Origin of the sequence: Sphingobium psychrophilum (assembly GCF_012927105.1) — a bacterium.
In the GTDB taxonomy this organism is placed as follows: domain Bacteria; phylum Pseudomonadota; class Alphaproteobacteria; order Sphingomonadales; family Sphingomonadaceae; genus Sphingobium; species Sphingobium psychrophilum.
On sequence record NZ_JABBFV010000001.1, the window covers coordinates 511,484 to 527,557 of the forward strand.

11 protein-coding genes are annotated in these 16,074 nt (G+C 63.3%); 9 read left to right on the top strand and 2 right to left on the bottom strand.

Going from position 1 to position 16,074, the window contains the following annotated elements; genetic code table 11:
• Positions 1–150: 150 nt before the first annotated feature.
• On the bottom strand, positions 151–2,034 hold the full coding sequence (gene sppA / locus HHL08_RS02640) for a signal peptide peptidase SppA (RefSeq protein ID WP_169570903.1): 1,884 nt from the start codon (positions 2,032–2,034) through the stop codon (positions 151–153).
• Between the two features lie 152 nt (positions 2,035–2,186).
• Here sppA and gpmA point away from each other — a divergent pair, with 152 nt between their 5' ends.
• Positions 2,187–2,873 carry a 2,3-diphosphoglycerate-dependent phosphoglycerate mutase gene (gpmA, locus tag HHL08_RS02645; RefSeq protein WP_169570904.1) on the top strand — a complete coding sequence of 229 codons (687 nt, stop codon included), beginning with the start codon at positions 2,187–2,189 and terminating at the stop codon, positions 2,871–2,873.
• A gap of 245 nt (positions 2,874–3,118) precedes the next feature.
• Here gpmA and HHL08_RS02650 read toward each other — a convergent pair whose 3' ends face one another.
• Entirely contained in the window at positions 3,119–5,500 is a 2,382-nt protein-coding gene (locus HHL08_RS02650) for a TonB-dependent receptor (protein ID WP_169570905.1), read from the bottom strand.
• A gap of 325 nt (positions 5,501–5,825) precedes the next feature.
• On the opposite strand from HHL08_RS02650, the gene HHL08_RS02655 reads away from it, so the two are divergent.
• The 8 genes from HHL08_RS02655 (at position 5,826) to HHL08_RS02690 (ending at position 16,017) form a co-directional block, all read left to right on the top strand.
• Entirely contained in the window at positions 5,826–7,295 is a 1,470-nt protein-coding gene (locus HHL08_RS02655; protein WP_235954641.1) for an agmatinase family protein, read from the top strand.
• Positions 7,295–8,644 carry an agmatinase family protein gene (locus tag HHL08_RS02660; RefSeq protein ID WP_169570906.1) on the top strand — a complete coding sequence of 450 codons (1,350 nt, stop codon included), beginning with the start codon at positions 7,295–7,297 and terminating at the stop codon, positions 8,642–8,644. Before HHL08_RS02655 ends, HHL08_RS02660 begins: the two co-directional genes overlap by 1 nt.
• A gap of 16 nt (positions 8,645–8,660) precedes the next feature.
• Complete coding sequence (locus HHL08_RS02665; protein ID WP_235954644.1) at positions 8,661–10,133, top strand: agmatinase family protein; 1,473 nt, start codon at positions 8,661–8,663, stop codon at positions 10,131–10,133.
• A 132-nt stretch (positions 10,134–10,265) separates the two neighbouring features.
• A complete protein-coding gene (peaA, locus tag HHL08_RS02670) occupies positions 10,266–11,990 on the top strand; it encodes a quinohemoprotein amine dehydrogenase subunit alpha (protein WP_169570907.1) in 1,725 nt (574 codons plus the stop codon).
• On the top strand, positions 11,987–13,435 hold the full coding sequence (gene peaB / locus HHL08_RS02675; protein WP_169570908.1) for a quinohemoprotein amine dehydrogenase maturation protein: 1,449 nt from the start codon (positions 11,987–11,989) through the stop codon (positions 13,433–13,435). Before peaA ends, peaB begins: the two co-directional genes overlap by 4 nt.
• Positions 13,432–13,794, top strand: coding sequence for a quinohemoprotein amine dehydrogenase subunit gamma (qhpC, locus tag HHL08_RS02680; protein WP_088182562.1), 363 nt, complete (start codon positions 13,432–13,434; stop codon positions 13,792–13,794). The genes peaB and qhpC overlap by 4 nt, the downstream gene beginning before the upstream one ends.
• Positions 13,795–13,802: 8 nt before the next feature.
• Positions 13,803–14,894 carry a YncE family protein gene (locus HHL08_RS02685; RefSeq protein WP_169570909.1) on the top strand — a complete coding sequence of 364 codons (1,092 nt, stop codon included), beginning with the start codon at positions 13,803–13,805 and terminating at the stop codon, positions 14,892–14,894.
• Between the two features lie 130 nt (positions 14,895–15,024).
• Complete coding sequence (locus HHL08_RS02690; protein WP_169570910.1) at positions 15,025–16,017, top strand: hypothetical protein; 993 nt, start codon at positions 15,025–15,027, stop codon at positions 16,015–16,017.
• Positions 16,018–16,074: the final 57 nt, after the last annotated feature.

Genomic DNA, 16,074 nt, shown 5'->3' on the forward strand with positions numbered 1-16,074 from the left:
GCGACCAAGGGACGTCGCGCGGGGCCTCCAGAGGGGGCGTTCCGATCCTCATAGGGGGAGGGAAAGAGACCGGAACAACCCAGATATAAGTCGGGTCAAATCAGGTTTCAACAGGCAACTGAAATAATATGCAGGCCTGTTCCCAGCCTCTTACCGCCACAACTTGGCAAGCGTCGCCAGCAGGCCAGCCTCATCCGCGGCGTTGCCCGCCCTTGGAGCGCCATAGCCGCGACATTCCAGGCAGTCGGCGCGGACACCTGCGCCCATGACCAGGGCTTTGACGTCCGACACTGCCTGCATCGCCCAGCCGCGCTGGATCAGCGCCTGGCGCGCGAGCATGTCGCGCGGGGCGCTGGCGTCGCCCTGTTCGCGGTCGGCGATCGACTGGACGAAGGCGGCGAAGCTGTCGGGCTGCTTTTCGATATAATAGGCTTTCGCCTTGGCGGGATCGAGTTTCGCCCGGCGCGCGGCTTCGGCGATGGCGTCCTCCAGCCCGCCGAACCGATCCACCAGGCCGATCTGGCGCGCGGTGCCACCGTCCCAGACGCGGCCCTGCGCGATGGCGTCAATCGCTTGCGGAGACTTCTTGCGTGATTGCGCGACGAGGCCCACGAAGCGGCGGTAGATATCCTCGACGCCCAATTGCATGATCTGGTCGAATTCCGGCGTGGTGCCGCCGGCTACGTCGGGCTGGCCGGACAGTGGCGTGGTGCGCACGCCGTCGGTGGTGACACCGATCTTCGCCAGCGTCCCTTCGAAGCTGGGCAAGATGCCAAACACGCCGATCGATCCGGTGATCGTGTCCGGCTCAGCGAAGATGACGTCGGCCGGGGTCGATACCCAATAGCCGCCGCTGGCCGCGACATTGGCCATGGAAACGACCACGGGCAGCCCATCAGCCTTGGCCTTGAGGATCGCGCCGCGGATCTTCTCCGAAGCCATGACGGAGCCGCCGGGCGAATCGACGCGCACGACGAGCGCCTTCAATTCCTTTTCATCGAGCGCGGTCAGCAGCAGGTCGGATATAGTGTCGCCCGCCGCCGTGCCGGGACCGGCTTCGCCATCGACAATGTCGCCTGCGATGGTCAGCACGCCGATCTGGCCGTCATTGGCGGGCTTATGCGCCTTCACATAGGCGGCGAGGTCAATCGTGGCGAAACTGCCCGCCTTGGCGCTGGCCGCTTCGCCTGCAATCTGGGCCACATGTTCGCCGAAGGCGGCTTCGTCGCCCAGCTTGTCGACCAACCCGTTGGCCAGCGCTGCCTTGCCCATGTCGCCCCCGACCGCCTGCGCGGCGGCCAGCGGGTTGGCGGCATAGGCGGCGATCTTCGCCTTGGGCCGCGCTTTCGCGACATCGTCCTGCCAGTTCTGCCACAGCGCCCCGGCCAGCGCCTGGTTCGCCTGCTTCGCTTCGGGCGATTGTTCGGTGCGGGTGAAGGGTTCGACGAAGCTCTTGTAGGTGCCGACGCGATAGACATGGGTGTTGATGCCCAGCCTGTCGATCAGCCCCTTATAATAGAGGTTCGATCCGCCCCGGCCCATGATCGCGACGCCGCCCAGCGGGTCGCTCCACACTTCGCTGGCATGGGCGGCGATCTGGTAGCCATCATCACTATAGAGAGTGGCATAGGCCAGCACCGGCTTTTTAGCGGCGCGCACCGCGTCCAGCGCCTTGCCCACGCGCGCCATCGCGACCTGACCGCCGCCCATGAAACCGTCGAGGTTCAGCACGACCGCCTTGACCTTGTCGTCGCCCTTGGCTGCGTCGAGCGCGGCGACGATGTCGGATAGGCGATATTCCTTGGCGTCCGGGCCAGAGCCGGAAAGCAGGGCCATCGCGCCGACTTGCGCGGGCTGTTCGACGATGCTGCCGTCCAGGTCGAGCAGCAGAGCGCCCGACGATACGGTCTTGCCGGGCTTTGGCGAGTAGGAGAGGGCGGCGTACAGCGCACCGAAGAAGAGCAGCAGGAAGAGGAGGACGAGGCCGTCCTTGATCGCGACCAATATGCGCCAGGCGCCCTTCACAAATGCCAATTGCTGCTCCTGTTGTTATACCCTGCCGGGCTATCGTAACGACGCGCCGACTGCAATGTGGGGGGCGTAGATGGGGCGACAAGCTTGCGCGTGCGATTTAGCGCGTTATGGGAAGGCGATCATTCGCCGTTATCGTGCAGGAGACGCGCCCAATGCCCACTCTCGTCCTCATCCGCCATGGCCAGTCGTCGTGGAACCTGGAAAACCGCTTCACCGGATGGTGGGACGTGGACGTGACCGAGAAGGGCGCGGAAGAAGCGCGCGCCGCCGGTCGCCTGATGGCGGAGAAGGGGCTGGATTTCGACCAATGCTATACCAGTTTCCAGACACGCGCGATCAAGACGCTCAATCTGGCGCTGGAGGAAATGGGGCGGCTGTGGCTTCCGGTCGAAAAGGACTGGCGCCTGAACGAGCGCCATTATGGCGGCTTGACCGGTCTCAACAAGGCGGAGACGGCGGCCAAGCATGGCGACGACCAGGTCAAGATCTGGCGCCGCAGCTTCGACATTCCGCCGCCGGTGTTGGAAGCGGGCAGCGAGTTCGACCTGTCGGCCGACCGCCGCTATGACGGCATCGCGATCCCCTCGACCGAAAGCCTGAAGGACACGATCGCGCGCGTTCTGCCTTATTGGGAGGCAACGATCGCGCCCGACTTGAAGGCGGGCAAGCGCGTGTTGATTTCGGCGCACGGCAATTCGCTGCGGGCGCTGGTCAAGCACCTGTCGAACATTCCTGACGATGAGATCACCCATCTGGAAATCCCGACCGGCCAGCCGATCGTCTATGAACTGGCGGACGATCTGAGCGCGACCGATCGCTATTATCTGTCGGAACGCTGACGGTCTAATAGCAAAGCTACATTGACTGGAACCTACAGCACGTTGTTCCCCGGCGAAAGCCGGGGTCCAGTTCAGACGCTGAAACTGGACCCCGGCCTTCGCCGGGGAACGCCATGATATCCCCAATGAGCCAGTATAATCGCGCTTTGGTATAAGCAGCGCCGCGCGTATTGCGGCCGCCGGCAAGATGACAAAAAGGCGCCCTTCCGTACGGAAGAGCGCCTTCTTTCACCGTTGCTATCGGTTCAGAACTTGAACCGGCTTTCCACCCCAATCACACGTGGCTGCGCGACCGACTGGGCGTAGCCGCGATAGATCACGCCGTCATTGACCTGGCCATAGCGGGTCAGGTCGTTGCCGATGCCGGTGATCGCATATTTGTCGAAGATGTTGTTGGCGAACACCCCGATTTCATAAGCGTCGGTCTTGTAGCTGATGTTCGCGCGGCTCATCGTGTAGGACGGGATGTGCTCGCCGCCGCCACGCAGGCCGGCGCGGCTGTAGATGCCGCCGGTATAGGTGGTGGTCCAACCCAGCACGATCGCATTGTCGCCCATGGGTATGTCATAGGTGATGCCTATCGCGCCGCTATTCTTGGTCGAACCGGGCAGGCGATCGCCCGCAAAGGCGCCGACCAGATCGCCACCGGCGACGGAGAGCAGGGCGGGTACGTCTTCGGTCAGCTTCGCGTCGAGATAGCTATAGTTACCGCGGATGGAGAGGCCCTGGATCGGTCGCGCATCGAAGGAGAATTCGATGCCCTTCGATTCCGCCGCGCCGCCATTGGTGATGATGCCGATCGCGCCATTGACGGTCTGGCCGTCCAGCTGGATGCCGTCCCATTTGATCTTGAACGCCGAAAGGCTCATCGACAATTTGCGGTCGAACAATTGGGCGCGAACGCCGATTTCCGCATTTTTTACCTTGTCCGGGCCGTAGGATAGCTCGTTATCCAGCGCGCAGAGATTCTGGCCTGCCGGGAGCGGCAGGACGCACGGCGCGACGCGGTTGACGCCGCCGATGCGATAGCCCTTCGAATAGGTGGCCCACGCCATCAGGTCCGGCGTTATGTTGTAGGAAGTGTTGAATTTCCAAACCGTGCCGTCCTTGCCGGTCGAACCGGCGCGCGAACGGAAATTGATGGCGGGGAAGGTCTGGAAGAGCGGCAGAGCGGTGCCGCCCAGAACGTCGGCGGCATATTTGAAATAGCGGATACCGGCCGTAACCTGCCATTGCGGCGTGATCTTGAAGCTGCCTTCGCCGAAGATCGCCTTTTCGTCGAGCTTGGTCTTCACATAAGACGCATATTCGACTTCGTCGGGCCGGTTGATGCCCGCATAAGCCGGGTAGCCAGGAACGATCTCACGATAATCGGAATTGGTGTTCTGCCGATTCCAGAAGCCGCCCAAGACCCAGCTGAACGGGCCGCCATGGGTGGAAACCAGCCGCACTTCCTGGTTATATTGTTCGTCCGTGCCACGCGACTGGGTGTAGCCGGAGAAGGCCGGGAACAGCTCATAATCATAGTCGAGGTCAAGCAGCAGATCGGTGACGTCGATCGAGCTGCGGCGCTTCTTGTTGGTGTAAGCCGACACGAATATCGCCTGCGCAACGTCGGCGATATTGCCCTGCACTTCGAGCGAGACGAGCTGCGAAGTACGCTTGGACGGCTCGGCGGAGCGCCATGGCGCTTCATATTTGCCTTCGCCAATCACGTTGCCGCCAGTTGCCTGACGGCCCTGGGTCTTGGTCTGCTGGAAAGCGTAGGTGAAATAGGCCTGGAAATCCTCGCCCGTGAAACCGAGCTGGTTGCGGCTGGTAAAGGTCTTTTCGGAGTTCAGATCCTTGCGGCCAGCAAAGTTCGCCGCCTTGTCGGCATCGGTGCCGGTGGGGTTGGCGACGCTGCCGGGCTGGGGCAGGGACGTGCCGGGCGACTTCAGGATGAAGGGATAATCGATGAAGCCGGGATCGTAATAATAGCCGGTGACGGTGCGGAACGCGATCACGTCCTTGACGATCGGGATGTTGAGCACGCCATAACCGACATAGCCGATACCCTTGCTATGGGCGACGTCGTAGGCGCGACCATAGACTTCGCCGCTGAACTGGGTCGGATCGGGACGGTTGGGAATGTAGCGGATCGCGCCCGCCAGCGTGCCCAGGCCGTAAAGCGTACCTTGTGGCCCCAGCAGCGTTTCGACCCGCTCCAGATCGATCAGCTTGTAATCGACATAGAGTGGCACGTCGCCCAGATAGATGCCGATCGCGGTATCGCTGTTGCCGCCGGTCGAGCTGGTGTCGCTGGCCGACAGGCCACGCATCACGATGTTGGCGGCACCATAGGGGCCGGTATCGGTAATGGTGATGCCCGACGTGAAGGCGGCTATGTCGCGAATGTCATCGATCTGCTGGCTGGCCAGCTGTTCGGCGCCCACGGCCGAAATATTGATCGGCGTTTCCATCAGCGTGGTGCTGCGGCGGGTGCCGGTGACGACGATGACGTCGCCGTCCGCTTCGGCCGCTGCCTGCGGGGGCGCGGTCTGGGCCATGGCGGGCATGGCCGCCGCAGCGCTGGATATGATCGTCGCGGACAATAGTCCCAGCTTGAGCTTTGCGCGATACGACATGGTCTTCCCCTTCATTTGCAATATTCTTCCCCGGTCGTAATCCTCTGCCTTGATCGGCCATCGCGCGCAGGTGACGCATCAATGGCACGGCGGGTGGCATGAACTGCCGCCTCTTGGTCTTTGGCTTGGGAGGAAGTTATGGAGCGCGCAGGCACACAAACATGGGGCATTTGACGTAGCATGGCCGCCTCTCCCGGCATGGGGTGGTCCTACGTCAAACGCCCCATTGGGATGGAAGGGCTGGTCCGCCTACCCATCGGGTCGAAGGCGGATTTTCCGTCCCTTATCTGACGCCTATGCCCGCTTGCGGGGCTGGAGACTATGCATGCCGTCAATGACCGCCATCACCGGATGGAGCATGGCCGGGATCGCGGCGATCGGCGCTGTGGTCGCCGGAACGCCCGACCGGAACGCCGGCACCCCCGCGATGCAGACGCCGCTGGAAGACGATATGGGCCGGCCCAAGCCGCTGGAACTGCCAAAGGATGTCGAGGCGAAACTGGCGGGCGTCGACAAGGCGAAAGTGGATTTCCTGAAAAGCGGCGTTACCGGCCGCTACGTCGAAAAGGACGCGCTGTTCGACCGCATCCGCAAGGGCAAGCCGGAAGAGATCAGCACCTATATCGACGCGATGCAGGCGCTGCATGCGCAGGTTGAATATAAGGCCGGGCGCGATCTGGCCGCCATTCCGCTGAATACCAAATCTCCCTGGTTCAACGCCTGGAAGGCGAAGCGGTCGGGTGCGCTCGATCCCAAGCGGGCTGCGGGTCCGATCGAACTGACCCGCTATATCGGCGGCTGGGGCGGCGGCTTCGCGACTTTTGCGGGCGCGCCGGTGGCGATGACGCCGGAAGATCTGAAGGCCGGGAAGGTGGACGTCGCGATCGTCGGCGCGCCGCTGGACATGGGTTCGGGCTGGCGCAACGCGATCGACGGGCCGCGCGCCATGCGCATGACGGGCGGCGCGGCCGGCAATGACATGTATTCCATGATAAACCCCAATGCCGCGCTCAAGATCGTGGATTATGGCGACATCGCCATCGACCAGAACAGCACCGAACGCAGCGTCGATCACGTCCGCGACATGGTGGGCGAGATCGCAAAGACCGGCGCGATCCCGATCGTCATCGGCGGCGACCACAGCCTGGAATATCCCAATGTCGCGGCGGCCGCCGACGTGCATGGCAAGGGCAATGTCAGCGTCATCCACTTCGACAGCCATTATGACATCGGGCGCGGGCGCGTGCACCTGCTCGACCATGGCCAGCCGGTCTATCGCGTCATCAGCGAAGGCCATGTCCGCGGTAGCGACTATATTCAGGTCGGCCTGCGCGCGCGCGGGCCGGACCTCGAAACCTTCGGCTGGATGCGCAACAAGGGGATGCGCTATCACACCATGGTCGAAGTCGAAAAATGGGGTTGGGACAAGGTCATGGCCCGCGCGCTCAAGGAAGCGCGAGAAAAGGCCAAGAAGCTGTGGATCAGTTTCGACGTGGACGTGCTGGACCCCGCTTTCATGCCCGGCACCGGCACGCCGGTCCCCGGTGGCCTGACGATGCGCGAAGCCCAGCCGATCATGCGCAACCTGTGCGCCCAGAATGACATTGCCGGCATCGATATCGTCGAAGTCGCGCCCTATCTCGACACCAGTTACAAGACGGCGCTCAACAGCAATTTCCTGCTGAACGCCTGCCTGGCGGGCATCGCCATGCGCAAGAAGGGGCTGAAGCCCGGCTATCTCAACCCTGTTTCGGTCGATCACGGGCTGGACGCTTATTATGGGAAGAAGAATTGATGGCACGCTCCACCTTGCTGGCGCGGTGCGCCGCCGCCTGCCTGACCCTTGTAACGCTGTCCGCACCCGCATTCGCGCAGAGCGATCCGCTCGCCAGCTTGTCGCCTGAGAAGAAAGCGTTCCTCTCCGATCCGGCGACGCTGGAGCGCTTCGGCCTGACACCAGAGAAGCTCCAGATCGCGCTCGCTGGCCGTCCGGCGGCCGATGTCGATGCTTATGCGACCGCGCTGATGGCGGTCGTCGAGGACAGCAAATATAAGGCTGGCCGCGACCCGGCGGAAATCGCGCTCAACCCGCAAGCGCGCGGCTGGAACGCCAGCACCACGGTCCGTCCCAAGATGTTCGACAAACTGGCGCGCGACGACGGCCCGTTCAGCCTGAAACGCTATATGTTCCAGAAGGGCGGCATCCCAACCTTCGCCGACGCGCCGGTCGCGATCCGCAAGGAAGATCTGGTCGCGGGCAAGGTGGAGGTCGCCTTCGTCGGCGTGCCGCTCGATTTCTCGTCGGGCTGGCGTGATGCCAAGCACGCGCCGATGGCGCTGCGCGGCATGGACGGCCTGGTGGGGGCGGATGCCGATGGCGGGGTTGATCCGGGCCTTGTCCTCTCTATCGCCGACTATGGCGACCTGACCCCCGATTATATGGCGCCCGACCGGGGCCTCGACCATATTCGCGCCATGATCGCCGAAATGGCGAGCGTGGGGGTGGTGCCCTTCATCGTCGGCGGCGATCATACGATCATGTTCCCCGATGTCGCCGCGATGGTCGATATCTATGGCGCGGGCAAGGTCGCGCTGGTGCAGTTTAATGCCCATGCCGACGCCGAACTGAACGGCGACCATCTGATTTCCGACAATCAGACGCTCACTCGCCTGCTGGAGCAGAATTTGCTGCGCGGCAGCGACGTGACGCTGGTCGGCCTGCATGGCCGCGATGCTGGCCCCGCCACGCAAAAGCGATTGATCGATGCTGGCGCGAAGATCGTCCCGACCACGGCGATTCAGGAAAAGGGCTGGCAGGCGGTTACGACCGATCTGATCGCGGGCCTGAAGGCGGGGCCGGAAAATATCTTCGTCTCCTTCGACATGAGCGTGCTCGATCCGGGCGATGCGCCCGCATCCGGTCGCCCGGTGCCCGGCGGTATCACCATGCGCGAAGCGATTCCGATGATCCGCCAGCTATGCGCCCAGACCAAGGTGGTGGGCTTCGACCTGCTCGACGCCGCCCCAATTCTGGACCCTACCTATGTCAGCCGGATGAGCGCCAACTATATCCTGCACGCCTGTTTGAGCGGCATCGCAATGCGCAAGACGGGCGCGACGCCGGTCCAGACCGCCAAGCGCTGAACCGGGGAGAACCGCCATGCCATCGATCAATGCGATAAGCGGATGGGGCATGGCGGCGGCCGCGGCAGCCTCCGCCGTGGTGGCGGGCAACAGCTTTGACACGCCCAACCCGCCGCCGCCCCTGCCGCAGGAAGATATTATGGGCGAACCCAAGCCCATCGATCTGCCTGCCGATGTCGCGGCAAAATTGACGGGCATCGCGCCGGAAAAGGTCGCGCTGATTAAGGAGGGGCGCACCGGCCGCTATGTCGATAAGGATGCGCTGTTCGACCGCATCCGCACCATGCCTGCCGCCGAACTCACTACCTATATCGACGCGATCGCGGCGCTCCATGCGCAGGTCGAATATAAGGAAGGGCGCGACGCCAAGACGATCCCGCTCGACACCCGATCCGCCTGGTTCAACGCCTGGAAGGCCAAGCGCCCGCTGGTGATGGACCCGAAGCGCGATGCCGGGCCAATGGACCTGGGTCGCTATATCGGCGGGCGGCGCGGGGGCTTCGCGACCTTTGCAGGCGCGCCGGTGGCGATGACGCCGGAAGATTTGAAGGCGGGAAAGGTCGATGTCGCGATCGTCGGCGCGCCGCTCGACATGGGATCAGGCTGGCGCAACGCCATCGACGGGCCGCGCGCAATGCGCATGACCGGCGGGGCGGGCGGCAACGACATGTATGCGATGATCAACCCCGGCTCCGTGCTTGAGATCGTCGATTATGGCGATATAGCCATCGACCAGAACAGCACCGAACGCAGCGTCGCGCACGTCCGCGAGATGGTCCGTGAAATCGCCCAGACCGGCGCGATCCCGATCGTCATTGGCGGCGACCACAGCCTGGAATATCCCAATGTGGCGGCGGCCGCAGACGTACATGGTAAGGGCAATGTCAGCGTCGTTCATTTCGACAGCCATTATGATGTCGGCCGCAATGGCGTCCATTGGATCACCCATGGATCGCCCGTCTATCGCGTGCTGCACGAAGGGCATGTGCGGCCGCAAGATTATATCCAGGTCGGCCTGCGCGCGCGCGGCCCCGACCTCGAAACCTTCGGCTGGATGCGCAACAAGGGGATGCGCTATCACACGATGGTCGAGGTGGAGAAATATGGCTGGGACAAGGTGATGGACCGCGCCATCGCCGAAGCGCGGCAGAATGCCAAGAAACTGTGGATAAGCTTCGACGTCGATGTGCTGGACCCCGCCTTCATGCCCGGCACCGGCACGCCCGTTCCCGGCGGCCTGACCATGCGCGAAGCGCAACCGATCATGCGGCGGCTGTGCGCGAAAAACGACATTGCGGGCATCGATATCGTCGAAGTCGCGCCCTATCTCGACACCAGCTACAAGAGTGCGCTCAACAGCAATTATCTGCTGAATGCCTGCCTGACCGGCATCGCCATGCGCAAGAAGGGCCTGCCGCCCCGCTACTGGAGCCCGGTGTCGTCCGAACATGGGCAGGATGCTTATTATGGTGCAAAAAAGAAATCCTGACACTCGTCAAGATTCTGATGGCGGATTGCGCAGCCGCCATACGTCATTTGGGCAATAGCGCCGTTCGAGCGCCTGCTTAGGCTTCGACATGCGCCCAGGGCAAATGGCCGGGTGCGAAGGGGGACATACAGGGTGAAGCGGCTTCCCGTCACGAAATTTGGCCTGTTGGCGCTCTTCTCCGCGTCGGTCGTGTTCGCCCAGGCCGATGGCGGCCCGAATGGCGCGACGCTGAAGGAAACGGAGGCGGGCATCCCTGTCACCGATCCGCTCGTCGCCGAAAAATGCAGCGCCTGCCACGCCGCCGATGCCAAGGGCAATTTGTCGCGGATCAGTTGGGTCCGCACCACGCCGGAGGGCTGGGCGCAGGCGATCAAGCGCATGGTGCGGCTGAACGGCCTGGCGATCACGCCGCAGGAAAGCCGGGCGATCGTCAAATCTTTGTCCGCCTCGCACGGATTGGCGCCCGAAGAGGCGAGGCCGGTCATGTACCTGCCCGAAAAGCGGATGCTCGATGAGGTGCTTCCCAACGAAACCATGCGCGGCGCCTGCGCCAGCTGCCACAGCTTTGCCCAGCCCCTATCCTGGCGCCGGTCCAAGCTGGAATGGAAGACGTTGCAGGACTTGCACGTCGCCCTTTATTCGCAGGCCGACGCCCAATATCGCCGCCCGGCCGAGGACAGCGAACAGCCGGTCGGCCACGATCCCAAGGACAAGCTGACCCGCGGCGATTATGCGCTGACCTATATGCCCAAGGTTGCCCCGCTCCATACGCCCGAATGGGCTGCCTGGCGCGCGCGCCAGCGCAATCCGCGCCTGGCTGGCGATTGGCTAGTTGTCGCATCGGTGCCAGGCAAGGGCCGCTATGTCGGCGAACTTACGGTGGCACCGGGCAAGCAAACGGACGAGTTTACCACTAGCGCGACCCTGCGATCGCTGACGGACGGCGGCACGATCGGGCGGACCGGCACCGGCATCGTCTATGCCGGGTACAGCTGGCGCGGGTCGTCCACCGGCGCAGCCGCGGCCAAGCCAGATGACCTTAGCAGCGCCGCGCGCGAAGCGATGTGGTTCGCGCCCGACCAGCAAAGCGCGCAGGGTCGCTGGTTCTGGGGCGACTATCAGGAATTTGGCTATGACGTGAAGCTGGTCCGCGCGACCGCTGCGCCTGCGATCCTTGCGGTGATGCCGGGGCCGGTGAAGGCTGGAACGAAGGGCGTGCAACTGCGCATCCTGGGCCATAATCTGCCAGCCTCGCTCAGCGCCGCCGATGTCGATCTGGGCGCAGGCGTGACGGTTACAAAGATCGTGTCCGCCAGCCCCAAAGAACTGGTCGTTACCGCCGATGTCGCACCCGGTGCCTCGTCCGGCCAGCGCGACGTCGCCATAGCGGGCGCGGTTCTGGAGCAGGCCTTCCCGGTCTTCCACAAGATCGACTATATCAAGGCGACGCCCGAAACCGCATTGTCGCGGTTGGGCGGCATCAAATTCCCCAAGGGCTATCAGCAGTTCGAAGCGATCGGCTATGAAAACGGCCTCGACGGCAAGCCCAATACGTCCGACGACATCGCCGTGGGACCGGTTGAGGCCGACTGGGCGATGCAGGAATTTCTGTCGGTCTTTTACGACGACGACACCAAATATGTCGGCGCGCTCAGCCCCACCGCCTTCTTCACGCCTGCCGAGGAAGGGCCGAACCCGGCCCGCCGCTTCGGCCGCAACAATTATGGCGAAGTCTGGGTCGTCGCGACCGCAAAGACGGAGAAGGACAAGTTCGGCAAACCGCTGAGCGCCCGATCCTACATGGTCGTGACCGTGCCTGCCTATCAGAAATGGGATCAACCGGAGGTGTCGCGATGACCGTCATGCAGGCCCCCGGCTATCGCCGCGCTGAATATCATGGGTTCGAAGCGGGCGGTGGCCACTTCGTCTATCTGGTGAGCGCAGGTGCGATCTTCGAGATCGACGCGGATGTCCGCGCTGTGCTGACCCGGCTGGATGGGCAGGAACTGTCCCATGCTGCGTTGGTGCGCGAATTGTCGAGCGACGGGACCGATCCGGCCGATGCCGAAGCGCTGGTCCGCGAACTGCGCGCCGCCCGGCTGATCCAGCTTGGCGCGGCCGCGCCGGTCATGCCGCAGGCACCGCCGGCCGATTTTCCGCTCCAGGCGCTGGTGCTGAACGTCACCAACCAATGCAACCTTGCCTGCACCTATTGCTATGAATTTGGCGCGGACAAGATCGCGACGCCGGCGGGCAAGCCCAAATATATGACGCTGGAAACGGCGCAGGCTTCGGTGGATCTGCTCATCAGAGAAGCCGTCGGCCGCAAGGCGGTGCATATCACCTTCTTCGGCGGCGAAACGCTGATGAATTTCAAGCTGCTGCGCGATGTAGTGGACTATGCCAACACGGCCACGGCCGCGGCGGGGAAGGGGATCACCTACAGCCTCACTACCAACGCGACGCTGCTGACCCCGGAGATCGTGACCTTCCTGTCCGACAACCGCATCGGCGTGACCGTATCGATGGACGGCCCGCCCGAATTGCAGGACAAGCATCGCGTCTATAAAAATGGCAAGGGCAGCTATGCGGTGATCGAACCGCGCCTGCGCACGCTGATCGCGCATCACAAGACCCGCGCCATCACCGCGCGCGTGACGCTGACCGAAGGCGTCACCGACGTCGTGCGCATCTTCCGTCACCTCAAGGATGATCTGGGCTTCCACGAAGTCGGCTTCGCCCCGGTGACGACGGGGGAGGAGCGCGCCTATTCGCTGGACGATAATGGCATGGACAGCGTGCTGGCGCAGTTCAGCCTGCTTGCGGACGAATGGCTGGAATATGCGCTGCGCGGCGAATCGCACGGCTTTACTAATGTCAGCGAGACGATCAGCGAGTTGATATCGGGCGTCAACAAATCGCATCCTTGCGGCGCGGGATTGGGGCTGATGGGCGTCAGCCCGTCGGGCGACCTGTCCCCCTGCCACCGCTTTACCGACGCCGACACGCACAGCATGGGCCATGTCTCCAGCGGCATCGACCGCGCCAAACAGGGCGCGTTCCTGAAAAAGGGGCATGTCGAGGCCAAATATGACTGCCAGAGCTGCTGGGCGCGGCCGCTTTGCGCGGGCGGATGCCATCATGAGGCGTTTGTGCGCTATGGCGACACCGGCCACGCCAACCTCCATTATTGCGACTGGATACGGCAATGGACCGACACCTGCCTGCGCATCTACGGCGTTCTGGCGGTGCAGAATCCCGGCTTCCTCGAACGCTTCGCTGAACGAAAGGGCCTGTCATGAAGCATCTTCGTGCCATCAATAAAAAGGCGCGCGCGATCGGCGAAGCAGTGGCCGAGATTGAGGCCGCGTCGGCCGGGACACCCGCAGACATGGAAGAGGATGTGGTCGCCCTCCAGCAGCAACCGCGCCCGCATGTGCCGATGGGCTGCACCCTGTCCTTTTCGCCCGGCTGGGAAGTCGATGCCGGCGGCGGCACGGCGGGCCTGTGCCAGCCGGTAGAGCGCGACATCTACGACTGCTACGTCACCTGCTTCTGGCCCGTTCAGGTGCCTGACCATGTGAATTATTCGCCCGACTGGGCCAGCAACTGCGCCACCGCCACCAAGGACTGGCGCAGTCTCGATCTCGTTTTTCCATGAGGCGCGCCATGTCGATCTATCGCACTATCGTCGCTGCCGGATTTGCGGCGCTCGCCGCTCTCCCGGCGTCCGCCGCCACCCTGTTCATGGGCAGCTATCCCGACGAACTGCTGGTCTTCGACGAAGGCAAGGCAGCGGTGACGGGCAAGATCAAGCTCGACACCGGCCTGCCGACATCGATGCTGTTGTCGGATGATGGCAAGCGCATCTATGTCACCACCATCACCACCAGCGGGATCGAAGTGATCGACACCGCGACGCGCAAGGTGATCAACAAGTTCAGCCTGAACGACAGCACGACCCGCTATCGTTTTTGGGGTGGGACGGCCGATCCGACAGGGCGCTATTTTTACACCGTCATCAGCCGCTTCGACAAGGAAATCGACCGCTACAAGGTTAGCAAGCCGATGTACGGCGTGGTCGACCTGAAGCTGCAAAAGGTCGTGCGCACCGTCGATATCGACAAGGAAGACGAGAAGGCCGGCGGGGGCTATCGCGCGGCCTATAAAGTGTCGCAAGACGGCAAATATCTCTACATCTTCGGCGACAAGGTGCTGATCCTGACCGTCGCGGACATGAAGGTCATCGACCGCATCGACCTGGCCAAGCCCGAAGGGACGGGCCTGGAGAATGTAGGCTTTGGCGGCGCGATCGACACGATCCGAACGCCTGGCCAGTTCGTGTCGCTGTTCAACGCGGCCGACCCCTATATCCACAACAAGATGTTCGGCCTCGCCCGCTTCGACCTCAACAGCCGCCAGTTTGATTTCACCCCGATCGGCCCTGCGCCGGACAATATGGCCGGCCTGCAAATGACGCCCGACGGCAACCAGGCCTATACCGTCGTGACCAACGGGAAGCTCGGCAACAAGCGCTGCGAATTCTGGCACATGGACATGAAAACCAACGCGGTCGTGGACAAGGCGGAGTTTCAGTGCCGCTCCCGCTTCCGCTTCGGCATGTCGATGGATGGGAAGAAGCTTTATATCTATGGTGCCAGCTATGACGTGGAAGTCTATGACGCCAAGACGTTGAAGCTGGAAGCGACCTGGGATCTGGGCAACGACACCACTGGCGCCGGCATGGTCGCGGTGGAATGAAGTTCACTATGTCCTCCGTTCGCTTCGAGCGAAGTCGAGAAGCAGGTAGCACCACCCATGCGTTTAGCCCCGCTGAACTCGGCTTTGCCTCGTTTCTCGACTGCGCTCGAAACGAACGGACTTTGAGGTAATGACCATCGTCGCCATCCGGGGCAGCGGCATCGCCGCCAAAGGATGCGCGCATATATTGGCTGGCGCGGGCTTTCGGGTCGCAATCGAAGAACGCCGCCGCCCGTCCGTGCCGACGATCATGCTGAGCGATCCGGCCCTGCGCCTGATCCGCGGCGTGTTCGATCGGCCGGACCTGTTTGCCGACCGGCCGCGCGTAAAGCGGCGGATGGTCGCCTGGGGCGGGGCACCAGTGACGGTGCCCCATGACGCAGCGCTGGCGTCGGAGGATCAGGTCCAGGCGGCCTTGCCATCCATCCCTGCGTCCGAAGCAGGCCCGGTTGACTTCACCATCCATGCCGCGCCGCCCGCGCCGCTGGGGGACATGCACATCTTCGGCGAACGCAACGCGGTAGCGACCAAGGTGACATTGCGCGATCCCGCCTGCATCGAAGAGGCGCGGATCGAAGCCGTGGCGGCAGGCTGGCTCTATCTGGTGCCGGCGGAACCGGGCTTTGGCTGGTTGCTAGGCGTAGGTGGCTTGCTCGACAAGCTGTTGGGGCAGAGCGCGCTGATCGCGCCGGTCGTGGATGCGGTCGGCGCGACATCAACGCCCTTTCCGGCTGCGCCGCGCCTGCAATTGCCGCTCCATGGCGATGATTGGCTGGCCTGCGGCACGGCGGCGCTGGGCTTCGACCCGATTTGCGGCGACGGCACGGCGCAATCGGTGCGCGAAGCAATACTGGCGGCGGCGGTCTTCATCGCGATCGCCGAAGGTGGGGATCGCGCCGCGCTCCTCTCCCACTATCAATCGATGCTGATTGCGGCGATGCGCCGCCACCTGCTGCTTTGCGCGAAATTCTACGCCAATGGCGGGCAGGGCGATTGGTGGCGCGCGCAGCATGACGCGCTGATGGAGGGGCATCATATGTGCACCGGTTTGCTGGCTAGGCTGCCCGAACCACGCTTTATGCTGGACGGTTTCAGGCTGGTGCCGCGGCAGGTCGCGGCATGATTCGTGTCGCCCCACCACAATGTGTTCCCGCGCAGGCGGGAACCCATTCCTACCGTC